This is a genomic window from Plastoroseomonas arctica (genome assembly GCF_018128965.1).
In the GTDB taxonomy this organism is placed as follows: domain Bacteria; phylum Pseudomonadota; class Alphaproteobacteria; order Acetobacterales; family Acetobacteraceae; genus Plastoroseomonas; species Plastoroseomonas arctica.
The window spans coordinates 39,232-50,460 of record NZ_JAAEDH010000026.1; the positions used below are offsets into that span (position 1 = coordinate 39,232).

Sequence of the window (11,229 nt, forward strand, 5' to 3'; positions counted from 1 at the left end):
ATGGACGCCGGCAAACCCCGCGAGGTCGTGCTGGTCACCGGTCTGTCCGGTGCGGGCAAGGCCTCCATCCTCAACGTTCTGGAAGACCTCGGATTCGAGACGGTGGACAACCCGCCGCTCTCGGTGCTCGAGGCGCTGGTGGGTGACGGCGCCCAGGCGCTCGCCGCCGGGGTCGATTGCCGCACCCGGGATTTCGACGCCGCCGCCGCGATGCGCCTGCTCGACCGGCTGCGCATGCGCCCGGACATCGCCGTGACCCTGGTCTTCGCCACCGCCGAGCCCGACGTGCTGTTGCGCCGCTTCACCGAGACGCGCAGGCGCCATCCGCTGGCACCGGGAGGGCCGTTGGGCAACCGCGTCGCCGACGGCATCGCCCGCGAGACGGGGCTGATGGCCCCGCTCGTCGACGCGGCGGACCTGATCGTGGACACCACCGATTTGCCCCTGCCCGACATGCGCCGGCTGATCGAGCGCCGCTTCCGCCCCGAAGGCGGCCCAGGCCTCGCCGTGACCGTGATGTCCTTCGCGTACCCCAAGGGCCTGCCGCGCGAGGCGGACCTGGTGTTTGACCTGCGCTTCCTGACCAACCCGCATTACAACCCGGCACTGCGCCCGCTCACCGGGCGCGATGCCGCGGTCGCCGCCTTCATCGAGGCCGATCCTGACTTCCCGGCCTTCTGGGCGAACCTCACCGCACTTCTCGCGCCGCTGCTGCCGCGCTACGCCGTGGAGGGCAAGAAATACCTGACCATCGCGTTCGGCTGCACCGGGGGAAAGCACCGCTCGGTCCTGGCAGCAGAGCGCCTGGCACACCATCTTCACCACGACGGCTGGCGGGTGGACCTGATCCACCGGGAGATCGGCGGCGGCACTCTGCCCCCCATCGCCCTCGGCGCCGTCACTGACCCGGGTCGGGAGGCCCTTATACAAACATCATGATCGGTCTCGTGCTGGTCACCCACGGCCGTCTGGCCGAGGAATTGCGGCTCGCCATGGAACATGTGGTGGGCAAGCAGCTTGGCGTCGCCACGGTCTGCATCGGGCCGGAGGATGACATGGAACACTCCCGCCGCGACATCGGCGGCGGGATCGACGCGGTCGACCAGGGCGACGGCGTGGTCGTGCTCACCGACATGCAGGGCGGTACGCCCTCGAACCTCGCCATGCAGATGATGCGCGACCGCACCGGCGTGGACGTCATCGCCGGCGTCAACCTGCCTTTGCTGGTAAAGCTGGCGAAGCTGCGCGGCACCGAGAAGCTGGCCGATGCGGTGGAGCACGCGAAGATGGCGGGGCGCAAATACATCGCCTGCGGTGCCGATATGCTCAACGGCACCAAGCTCGTGAAGCCCGCGGGGCAGGGGCAATGAACGACGGGAACTCCTCGCCGCCGGCTGCTGCGGGGATGACGCTGCGCAGCACCGTCACAATCCGCAATTCGCGCGGGCTGCACGCGCGCGCCGCGGCCAAGCTGGTCACACTCGCCGAACGCTTCGCATGCTCGCTCACCATCCACGCCAATGGCCAGTCGGTCCCGGCCTGCTCGATCATGGGGCTGATGATGCTCGGCGCCGGCAAGGGTGCGACCGTCGTCATCGAGGCCGAGGGCTGGGATGCGCGCGAGGCGATGGAAGCCGTGGCCGGCCTGATCGAAGCCGGCTTCCATGAAGACTGAGCCGCCGAAGCTCAAGCCTTCCCGCGGCAAGCTGCGCGAAGTCACGCTGCCGGGCATTCCGGTCGCACCCGGCTTCGCCATCGGCCCCGTATTCGATACCACCGAACAGCCCACCGAGACGCCGCGCCGCTCCATCGCCCCGCCCTCGATCGAGGCCGAGCGGCTGCGGCTGAGCACCGCCGTCGCGCTGTCGAAGAAGCAGGTCATCAAGCTGCGCAACCGCATCGGCATCCTGCCCGAGGAAGCGCAGGACGAGCTCGGCCCGTTGCTCGACGCCTATGCGATGATGCTGGGCAACTCGCGGCTGATCCGCGGCGCGCGCAAGCGCATCGAGACCGACCTCCTCGGCGCCGAGACCGCGGTGAGCGATGAGGCGGAGGCGATCGCGGCGATCATCCTGGCCAACAAGGATGACGACAAGTCGGGCCTCACGCGGCGCGCCACCGAGGTGCGCGAGATCGCGCGCCGCCTCACGCGCAACATCCTGGGCAAGGCGTTCCGCAGCCTCAAGGACATCCCCGAGGGCGCGATCCTGATCGCCGAGGAGCTCACGCCGGCGGATGCCGCGCTGCTCGACCCCTCCCGCATCGCGGGTGTGGCGACCGACGAGGGCGGGGCCGATGGCCACACCGCCATCATGCTGCGCGCGCTCGGCATTCCCTCGGTCGTCGCCTGCACGGGCCTCACCGACGCGGCCGCGCGCGGCGACACCATCGCGATCGACGGCAGCGCCGGGCGCGCCTACCTGCATCCCACGCCCGCGACGCTCGGCTCCATCCGCGAAAAGCTCGCCGCCTTCACCCGCGAGCGCGCGAAGCTCGCCAAGCTGCGCCGGCTGCCGGCCCAGACCATCGATGGCGAGATGGTGGAGCTGCACGCCAACCTCGAGATCCTGCAGGAGCTTCCGCTGATCGCCCAGGCCGGCGCCCAGGGCATCGGCCTGCTGCGCACCGAGTTCCTGTTCATGAACCGCGACGACCTGCCCGGCGAGGACGACCAGCACGCCGCGTATGCGCAGATCGTGGAGGCGCTCGCCGGCGACCCCGTCACTATCCGCGTGCTCGACTGGGGCGGGGAGAAGAACATCGAGGCGCTGTCGGAGTCCGACGAGCATACCCATGCCGGCCCGAACCCCGCGCTCGGCCTGCGCGGGCTGCGCATGCTGCTGAAGCGCCCGGAGCTGCTGGAGACGCAGTTCGCCGCCATCCTGCGCACCGCCGGCCAGGCGCCCGAGGGCGCGGTGCGCGTGCTGCTGCCGATGGTCACCATCCCCGACGAGGTGAAGCTGACGCGCGAGATCTATGAGCGCGTGGCCCGCCGCCTGCGCCGGCGCGGCGAACGCCTGCCGGAAAAACTGCCCATGCTGGGCGTGATGATCGAGACGCCGGGCGCAGCACTCGCCGCCGATGCGATCGCGCTGGAGGCGGATTTCTTCGCCATCGGCACCAATGACCTGGCCATGTACACGCTCGCCGTCGATCGCGCCGAAGCGGATGTGGCCCATCTGTACGACCCGCTGCACCCGGCGGTGCTGCGGCTGATGCAGTTCGCGACCGAGGCGGCGCTGCGGCTGCGCATCCCGGTCTCCGTCTGTGGCGAGGTGGCGGGCAACGCCAAGCTGGTGCCGCTGCTGCTGGGCCTGGGGATCCGCTGCCTGTCGATGAACGCGGCGTCGCTGCCGCGGGTGAAGCAGGCGGTGCGCGCGCTCGACATCACCGACTGCGCCCGTTTCGCGCGGCGCGTGATGGAGCAGTCCGACCCTGTGCGCATCCATGAGCTGGTCGAGAATTTTGCGAGCGGGGTTCCGGAGCGGGGATAGTTGTGCCCTGCATCGCCCCATGATGCTGCGCCCGTCCGGCGGGCGGGCGGGCGTCAAGGGCAAGCGGGCTTCGCCCGGCGCTGCGCGCCCCTTGACCCACGCCCGCCGGCCGGAACGAGGCTTGGGGTCGAAGAAAGGAATGGGCCGCACAGCTCGGCTTGCTTCGATTGCAGCCTGCTCGACGGGCGTGGGGTCGGCTCGAGGGTGCCGAAGGCGCGGCAAACGGCCGCTTGCTCTTGAACCGGCCACCGCTCGGCGGAGACTCGGAGATCGAGGCAGCCCACCACCTACCCCTCCAGCCACACCCCGGTTCGGCGCACCACCTCGCGGAACTTGGCCACCTCGCGCTCGATGAAGGCGCGCGCTTCGGGCAGGCCGTTCGGGGCGCGCCAGGTGTCGTGCCCGGCGGCGAGCAGCCGGTCGCGGATCGGATCCTCCGCCAGCGTGGCGACCAGCGCTCGGTTGAGCGCCGTCGCGGCCGGGCGCGGCATCCCCGGCGGCCCCACCAGGATGTACCAGACGTCGAACTCGAAGCCGGGCACGGCGGCCTCGGTCAGCGTCGGGATGGCGGGATAGGTCGAGAAGCGCGTCGTCGTGGTCACCGCCACGCCGCGGACCAGCCCCTCGCGCACCATCGCATTGGCCGAGGCTAGCGCCGCGATGCCGAACTGCGCCTCACCGGTGTGGATCGCCTGCAGCATCTGGGCGCCGCTGCGATAGGGCACGTGGACGAAGCGCTGGCCGAGCTGCTGGGCCAGCATCTCGGTGGCGAGATGCAGGATGCCGCCGACGCCGGAGGTCGCGTAGGTGATGCTCTCGGGCGTGGCGCGGCGGAGATGCTCCACCACCTCCGCGGCGGTGGCGCCGGGGACGCGGTTGTTCACCACCAGGATCAGCGGCGGCGCGCCGATGATGCCGAGATGGGTAAAGTCGTTGACCGGGTCGTAGCGGTTCCAGCCGATGACGGCATTGGGCGCGATGGCGTGGGAGCCGGTCTCGGCGATCATCACCACCGAACCGTCGGGCGCCTGGCGCCGCAGCCATTCGCTGGCGACCACGCCCGAGGCGCCCGGCCGGTTCTCCACCACGATGCGCGTGCCGCCGCCGAGATGGGTTGCGAAGCGCTCGTTCATGATGCGTGCGGCGATGTCGGTAGACCCGCCGGGCGAATAGCCCGTGACCATGGTCAGCGGGCGGTCCGTCTGGGCCGCGACCCATGGGCCAGGCGCAAGGCCGGCCATCGCGAGGCCTGCCACAACGCGGCGCGTCAGCATGCTGTTCTCCCGGTTCCTGGACGTCCCGAATCCCAGCATAGCCACAGCCCCGCCCGCCGGTCACCCGGCGCGGCGCGTTCAGGCGGCGATGGCGCTGCGCCCCAGAATGGCGCCGCCGCGCAGCGCACCGGGCCGGGTCTCGCCCCATTGCACACGGTGGCCCTCGGGCAGGGCGCGGCTGAACGGCACCGCGAGCCAAATGCGCAGCAGCACGCGCTTGCCCTCGGCACCATCGGAATAGGCAGTGCGGCCGTGGTAGCTCACATGCTGGTTGAGCAGCTGCAGGTCGCCCGGATCGAACGGCGCCTGGTAGCAGAGCTCCTCGGCCACCTCGGCGAGCAGGTCCATCGCGGCGATCTGCTCGGGCTTCAGCGCCGGCACGCCTTCGACGGCATGGGCCATCTCGACATAGGTGCGGCTGTACTGGCTGGTGAACTCGCCCGCAGGCCCGCGCGCGAAGACGGGCATGGCGAAGATGCGGTCGGTGGTGCGCTCGCCTTCCTCGTCGCCCGGCTTCATGCGCCAGAAATCCTCGTAGAGCACCTTCAGCAGGGCGGGGTCGCGGCGCGAGATCTCGTCCTGCACGGCGACGGTGGACACGACCTTGGACACGCCCCCGGCGATGCCGTTCGAGGCACACAGCAGGGCGAGGATGTCGCATTTGTCGGTGTGGAAGCGCAACGGCCCGGTCGAGCGCGACCGCGCACGAGCGGAGGGCACGGAGCCATCCGCGGTCGCACCCGTCACCGCCGCGCCGGTGCCGGTCTCGTCCTTCACCTCGGCCAGCACTTCGCCCGCGGCGGTCTGGTAGAGCGGCGTCCCGAGATTGGCGCAGATCCCCCAGAACACCGTCTTCAACGCGGCCGCATCCCACCGCCCGGTGGGCAGGCCGGAGAGGCGCACCACGCCGGTGCCCTGCTCAAGCTCCTCGGCCACGGCGTCGAGCAGCGGGCGCAGCGTGGGGATGGCGAAATCCTCCGCCCGCAGCCGGGGCGGCGCGATGCCGCGCGTGCCGGCGAGTGCGGCGTCGAGCGCCGCGATCTCCGCCTCGGTAAAGCGCCGGCCCCAGAGCGGGCTCTGCGTCACCTGGTCGCCGCGCCAGGCGGCACGGCCGCCGATGATGTCGTTCATACCGAAATCCCTCTCTCGCGGATGATGCGGCCCCAGCGCGCCGTCTCGGCCACGATGCGGGCGGCGAATTCAGTGCGCGTATTGGCCGCGTAGATCAGCCCTTGCTCGGCGAGGAAGCGCTGCATCTCGGCGGTGCGCGAGACCTCGGTATAGGCGGCGTACAACGTGGCGAGAACGTTCTCGGGCGTGCGCGCGGGCGCGATTACCGCGTACCAGGTGGTCACCTCCATATCGAGGCCGGCCTCCTTCAGCGTCGGCACCTGCGGCAGCGAGGGCACGCGCTCGGGCGTGGTGACGGCGATCGGGCGGACCTTGCCGTCGGCGATCGGGACCAGCAGCGAGGGCAGCGTCTCGAACATCGCCTGCACGTCGGATTGCAGGATGGCGATCAGGCTGTCGGTGTTGCCGCGATAGGGGATGTGCTCCATCGCGATGCCTTCCTGCGCGCGGAACATCTCGAAGATCAGGTGCTGCGCGGTGCCCACGCCGATGGAGGCGTAGTTCAGCCGCCCTGGCCGCGCGAGCGCCAGGGCGATCAGGTCGGCGACCGAGCGCACCGGCAGGTCGTTGTTTACCACCAGCACCAGCGGGGAGGCGGCGAACATGGTGATGGGGGCGAGGTCGCGCGCCACGTCGAAGGGCATGTCGCGATAGAGATTCGGGAAGATCGTCAGCGGCCCGAGATTGCCCATGCCGATGGTCAGGCCATCGGGTGCGGCGCGCGCCACCTCCGCCACGCCGATGCGCCCGCCGGCGCCGGGCTTGAAGTCGTTCACGATGGTCACGCCCATCAGGCGCGAGACGCGGTCGTTGAAGGCGCGTGCGATCAGGTCGTTGAGCCCGCCCGGCGGCCAGGGGACGACGAAGCGGATCGTCCGCGCGGTCTGCGCGATGGCCGGAGCGGCCAGCGACGCGCCGAGGGAGGTGGCCAGCAGCGGCAGGGCGCGGCGGGGCAGGGGCATGGGGAGCTCCGAATATCGGCGCCCATGACGGACCCGGCGCCGCGGCGCGTCAAGCACCGCTTCGGCCGGGTTCCGCGAAACGCCAAGCGCCGGCGGCCCGTTGCGCAGCTGCCGCTTGCAAGTATCGCCGCCTGCGCCGGCCAAGCTATGCCCGGCGAGCGCAGGCGATCATGCGATCAGCGCGTGATCGTCGGCGATGGCCCGGCCTTCGTAGATACCGGCCTGGAGGTAGTGGGCCAGGGGATTCACGCCGGCGCTGGCGACATCGGGGTTCGCCGCCAGGTAGGCGCTGGTGTCGAACGCGGCCGAGGGGTCGCGGCCTTCCTTGTACCCGAACAGGTTGTAGTGGGTCAGCGGATCGAGATTCGCCGCATCCACGTCGGGGTTCATCGCGAGGTAGTAGGTGGTGTCGAACAGCACGTTCGCGGCGCGGCCTTCATTCCCGCCATAGGTCGCGAAATGCGTCCGCGCGTCGAGGCCGGAGGCGGCGACATCGGGGTTGGACAGCAGATAGAACTCCCGGTCGAACGCATCCGGCGCGACCGTGCCGATGGCCGTGTAGCTGGCCCGGCCCTCGGCCCGGCCGAAGCTCAGGAAGTGCTCGAGCGGGTTGAGGGGATTGGCGGCGGCGACGTCGGGGTTCTTCAACAAGTACAGGCCGGTGTCGAAGTCGATCGACGTGTCGCGCTGCTCGGCGGCGCCGTAGAGCCGGTAATGCTCCAAGGGATTGATGCCCGACGCGGCGACATCACGATTGACCGCGAGGTAGCCCGACGTGTCGAAGAAGGCGTTCGGGTCGCGCCCCTCCTTGAAGCCGATCTGGTTGAAGTGATCCAGCGCGTTAACGCCGGCGGCGAGCACGTCCGGGTTCTGCTGCAGGTAGAACAGCGTGTCGAACAGCGCATTGCCGTCATTGATGTCGATGGTGGCGTCGTCGAACACCAAGCGCTCGACACCGGTCAGGACATCGGACCCGTCGGCGCCCGCGATGGTGATGCGCTGACCGAGGTCGGTCGCGATGTAGCTGGCGAACTTGCCGCTGAACACCGCGGTGTCGAACCCGGCGCCGCCGTCGATGTTGTCGTTGCCGAGGCCGCCGACCAGGCGATCATCGCCGGCGCCGCCGAGCAGGCCATCCTGGCCCGCGCCGGCGTTCAGCGTGTCGGCACCCGCTCCGCCGACCAGGAAGTCGTTGCCGTTGCCCGCGTCGATGCGGTCATTCCCAAGCCCGGCATTGTAGTAATAGGGGTCATTGGCGCGGAACGGCGGGAAGAAGCTCAGCACGTCATCGCCGCTGGTGCCCAGCGAGACGCCGACGAACTGGTCGCCGCGCTGCGTGCCCGACACCAGGTCGCGCACGTCGAAGGTGATGCCCTGGGTGCCGCCGATGAAGGTCACGCCCTCATCATCGTAGCGGCTGATGGGGCCGCTCAGCGCGCCGGCGCTGTCCTCGGTCTGGAAGCGCAGCGCGAGGCCGCCATCCTGGCCGGCCATCATGCCGCCATCGGTTGCGAGGCCATTGCCGACCTCGGCGCTGGTGAAGGTCAGCCGGATCTGGCCGGGAATGCCCTCGACGCGGACCATGTCCATGCCGCCACCGAGATCGACATTGTCGGTGCCGGGATCCTGGGCGCCGACGAACAGGCTATCGATGCCGTCGCCGCCGCGGATGGTGTCCGAACCGCCGCCGCCCGAGAGATTGTCGTCGCCCGCGCCGGCGCTGAGCGAATCATCGCCGCCGCCGCCGTTGAGGATGTCCGCGCCCGCACCCGTGACGATCGTGTCATTGCCGCCCATGCCGTCGATCGCGGCGACCGCATCGCCGGTGATCGCCAGGTCGGCGCCATCGGTCAGGGTGAAGTTCAAAAACTCGAAGCCGGTGATGGAGGTGCCGTCGCTCGCGGTGCCGGTGCCGGCGGCGTTCAGGGTGATGCTGATCGCGGGGGCCGCCGCCGGCCCGTTGAAGCCGAAATTCAGCAGCAGCCGATCCACGCCATCGCCGCCGTCGAGCACGTCGAGCCGCCCGGCGGTGATCTCGTCATTGCCTGCGCCGCCGCTCACCGTGTCCGCCTCGGGCGCGATGACGCCGCTGAAGAAGCTCGCCGGCGTGTCGAGCGAGGTGATGGTGTCGTCGCCCGCGCCACCCGCGATCAGGTCGCGGCCGGCGCCGCCCTGCGACGGGTTGCCGATGATGTCATTGCCGTCGCCGCCATCGAGATTGTCGGCACCGTCGCCGCCATTGAGGATGTCGTTGCCAGCGCCGCCAAGGAAGCTGTCATCCCCCGACGCGCCATCGAGCAGGTCGTTGCCGGCGCCACCCACCAGGAAGTCGTTGGCCGTGCCGCCGGTGACCTGGTCGTCGCCCATGCCGGCATTGAAGTAATAGGCGAGGCTTGGCTGCTGGGCGGTCAGCGCATCCGCGCCGGCGGTGCCAAGCGCCACGGCTTGGAACTGGTTGCCACGCTGCGCGCCCGAGACCAGGTCGCGCACATCGAAGGTGACCGCGCCCTGGGCGACGAAGGTGATGCCCTCGTCGTCATAGCGGCCGACCGGGCCGACCACGCCGTCACTGTAGTTCTCCGACTGGAGGCGCACGGCGAGGCCGCCATCCTGCCCGGCCATGGCGCCGCCATCGAGGGGATTGCCGTTGCCGACCTCGGCGCTGGTGAAGGTGACGCGGACCGCGCTCGACACCTGGGAATCCGCGTTGGCGGTGACCTGGACCACGTCGTTGCCGCTGCCCAGGTCGACGCGGTCGGCGCCGTCGGAGGTGACGGTCACCTGAGCCAGGTCGTCGCCGCTGCCGCCCGAGATGCTGTCATTGCCGGCATTGCCGGCGATGGTGTCATTGCCCTCGCCGCCTACCAGCGTGTCGTCGCCGGAGAGCTGGTCGCTGCCGGTGCTCTCCTGCACGCGCACGCCGCCGCCGCCGAATGCACTCGAATCGCTGGCCTGGAAGATGATCCGGTCGCCGATCAGCAGGTCGTCGCCGATCCCGCCATCGAGGATGTCCGCGCCATTGCCGCCGTAGAGGCGGTCATTGCCGGCCTCGCCGAACAGGGCGTCGTTGCCGATGAATTCGAGGCTCGCGAGGTTGCCGCCGCCGAACTTGCCGGAGAGCGCGCCGTCGCCGTCGAGAATGTCGTCGCCGGTGCCGCCATAGAGGGAATCCGCGCCGCCGCCGCCGGCGGCGAGGTCGGCGCCATCGCCGGTGCGGATGACGTCGTCGCCGGAAATGACATTGGCGTTGTTGTTATTCGTGACATCCTCGCGCACGAAGCTGCGGATGGTGTCCGCTCCAACGCCGGTGGTGATGTCGAAGCTTTCCACGCTGGTGAAGGTCACGCTGGGCAGGCCCGAGACGCCGCCACTGGCGAAGCCGGTCTCGCCGACGTTGCGGATCGGGTCGGCGGCCGTGGCGTAATTGACGACAAGGCGGTCGGCGTCGGCACCGCCATCTACGGTATCAGCGCCAGCACTGACCGAGATGGTGTCACTGCCAGACAGCCCGGCAATCGAATCGCTCTGATCCGTGTCGACCAAAGTATCGCCGCCGACACCACCAACAATAACAGCCATGACGCTAGACTCCCTGAGCATTCTTCAAGTTTCGTTGCAGCAAAACAATGTCGTCTTCACGGCCCGATCCTGGCCGTGTCGCTAAGCTTCTTCGGCGATGCCGCAGTAACACGCGATGCTGCGGCAGGTTATCGATAACATGCTGAAAATATAGACAAAGAAGAGTGATGAAATAACTTTGTAACGGCATCATCCAAGCGGCCGTATCATCCGTAAAGATGGGCCGAGCGCATCGGCGAGCACCTGCCAAGCGAGGTTGTCGTTGCTATGAAACGCACAACTTATTGGTGCTGAACGAGGGGTTGGACATGGCCATTCGCATGAGTCGCGCGTCGCGCGTGGATAGCGGCTTCGCCGCGCTGATGACCTATCTCGCCGCGCGCGCTCCTTTTGCGACGCTGCCTCTTGGCGAGGTCGCGGAGACGGTGGGCGGCGCGATCAGGCGCAACCACTACGTGTTGGCGGTGGAGGATGGGCGTGTCGTCGGCGGCGTATGCTGGGCGCTATGCGACCATGCCGTCGCGACAGAGTGGCTGAACGGAGGGCGGACGCCGGGCTTCGCGGACGTGCTCGACGGCGACACGGTCGTGCTGATGCTGGGTGGCGCGGATCATGCGCGGGCGACGGTCTGCGGTATTCGCCATGTGGCGACGCTGTATCCCGGGCGACGCTACATTCTCAACCGCTTCGGGCGAACGGGGCGGCACCCCACCGGGCGGTTTCCTGCCTCGCGCCCTGGCGTGCCCAGTACGGCGGGTTGAGGGTCCGGGTTGGCGAGCCACAGCGACA

The 11,229-nt window shown here is 69.4% G+C and carries 9 protein-coding genes; 5 read left to right on the plus strand and 4 right to left on the minus strand.

Annotated features, from left to right (window positions below; genetic code table 11):
* From rapZ to ptsP, 4 genes are read left to right on the plus strand one after another with little or no spacing between them, the layout of a single operon-like run.
* A complete protein-coding gene (gene rapZ / locus GXW79_RS18775; protein ID WP_211875979.1) occupies window positions 1–939 on the plus strand; it encodes an RNase adapter RapZ in 939 nt (312 codons plus the stop codon).
* Window positions 936–1,370 (plus strand): PTS sugar transporter subunit IIA, encoded by a 435-nt coding sequence (locus GXW79_RS18780; RefSeq protein ID WP_211875980.1) that lies wholly within the window; start codon window positions 936–938, stop codon window positions 1,368–1,370. The genes rapZ and GXW79_RS18780 overlap by 4 nt, the downstream gene beginning before the upstream one ends.
* Window positions 1,367–1,675 (plus strand): HPr family phosphocarrier protein, encoded by a 309-nt coding sequence (locus tag GXW79_RS18785; protein ID WP_211875981.1) that lies wholly within the window; start codon window positions 1,367–1,369, stop codon window positions 1,673–1,675. Before GXW79_RS18780 ends, GXW79_RS18785 begins: the two co-directional genes overlap by 4 nt.
* On the plus strand, window positions 1,665–3,494 hold the full coding sequence (gene ptsP, locus GXW79_RS18790) for a phosphoenolpyruvate--protein phosphotransferase (RefSeq protein ID WP_211875982.1): 1,830 nt from the start codon (window positions 1,665–1,667) through the stop codon (window positions 3,492–3,494). The genes GXW79_RS18785 and ptsP overlap by 11 nt, the downstream gene beginning before the upstream one ends.
* Before the next feature lie 287 nt (window positions 3,495–3,781).
* Here ptsP and GXW79_RS18795 read toward each other — a convergent pair whose 3' ends face one another.
* The 4 genes from GXW79_RS18795 to GXW79_RS18810 form a co-directional block, all read right to left on the minus strand.
* Window positions 3,782–4,768, minus strand: a complete 987-nt coding sequence (locus GXW79_RS18795; RefSeq protein WP_211875983.1) for a Bug family tripartite tricarboxylate transporter substrate binding protein — start codon at window positions 4,766–4,768, stop codon at window positions 3,782–3,784.
* Window positions 4,769–4,846: 78 nt separating this feature from the next.
* Window positions 4,847–5,899: a TauD/TfdA family dioxygenase gene (locus GXW79_RS18800; protein WP_211875984.1), complete on the minus strand. Its 1,053-nt coding sequence runs from the start codon at window positions 5,897–5,899 to the stop codon at window positions 4,847–4,849.
* Window positions 5,896–6,861, minus strand: coding sequence for a Bug family tripartite tricarboxylate transporter substrate binding protein (locus GXW79_RS18805; RefSeq protein WP_211875985.1), 966 nt, complete (start codon window positions 6,859–6,861; stop codon window positions 5,896–5,898). The genes GXW79_RS18800 and GXW79_RS18805 overlap by 4 nt, the downstream gene beginning before the upstream one ends.
* 168 nt (window positions 6,862–7,029) lie before the next feature.
* Window positions 7,030–10,440 carry a beta strand repeat-containing protein gene (locus tag GXW79_RS18810; protein WP_211875986.1) on the minus strand — a complete coding sequence of 1,137 codons (3,411 nt, stop codon included), beginning with the start codon at window positions 10,438–10,440 and terminating at the stop codon, window positions 7,030–7,032.
* A gap of 308 nt (window positions 10,441–10,748) precedes the next feature.
* On the opposite strand from GXW79_RS18810, the gene GXW79_RS18815 reads away from it, so the two are divergent.
* Window positions 10,749–11,201, plus strand: coding sequence for a hypothetical protein (locus tag GXW79_RS18815; protein ID WP_211875987.1), 453 nt, complete (start codon window positions 10,749–10,751; stop codon window positions 11,199–11,201).
* The last annotated feature ends 28 nt before the right edge of the window (window positions 11,202–11,229 follow it).

Excerpts from the sequence above, each read along its gene's own strand:
- GXW79_RS18810 (WP_211875986.1), bottom strand. The coding sequence starts at position 10,440 with ATGGCTGTTATTGTTGGTGGTGTCGGCGGCGATACTTTGGTCGACACG.
- ptsP (WP_211875982.1), top strand. The coding sequence starts at position 1,665 with ATGAAGACTGAGCCGCCGAAGCTCAAGCCTTCCCGCGGCAAGCTGCGC.
- GXW79_RS18780 (WP_211875980.1), top strand. The coding sequence starts at position 936 with ATGATCGGTCTCGTGCTGGTCACCCACGGCCGTCTGGCCGAGGAATTG.
- rapZ (WP_211875979.1), top strand. The coding sequence starts at position 1 with ATGGACGCCGGCAAACCCCGCGAGGTCGTGCTGGTCACCGGTCTGTCC.
- GXW79_RS18815 (WP_211875987.1), top strand. The coding sequence starts at position 10,749 with ATGGCCATTCGCATGAGTCGCGCGTCGCGCGTGGATAGCGGCTTCGCC.
- GXW79_RS18800 (WP_211875984.1), bottom strand. The coding sequence starts at position 5,899 with ATGAACGACATCATCGGCGGCCGTGCCGCCTGGCGCGGCGACCAGGTG.
- GXW79_RS18805 (WP_211875985.1), bottom strand. The coding sequence starts at position 6,861 with ATGCCCCTGCCCCGCCGCGCCCTGCCGCTGCTGGCCACCTCCCTCGGC.
- GXW79_RS18795 (WP_211875983.1), bottom strand. The coding sequence starts at position 4,768 with ATGCTGACGCGCCGCGTTGTGGCAGGCCTCGCGATGGCCGGCCTTGCG.
- GXW79_RS18785 (WP_211875981.1), top strand. The coding sequence starts at position 1,367 with ATGAACGACGGGAACTCCTCGCCGCCGGCTGCTGCGGGGATGACGCTG.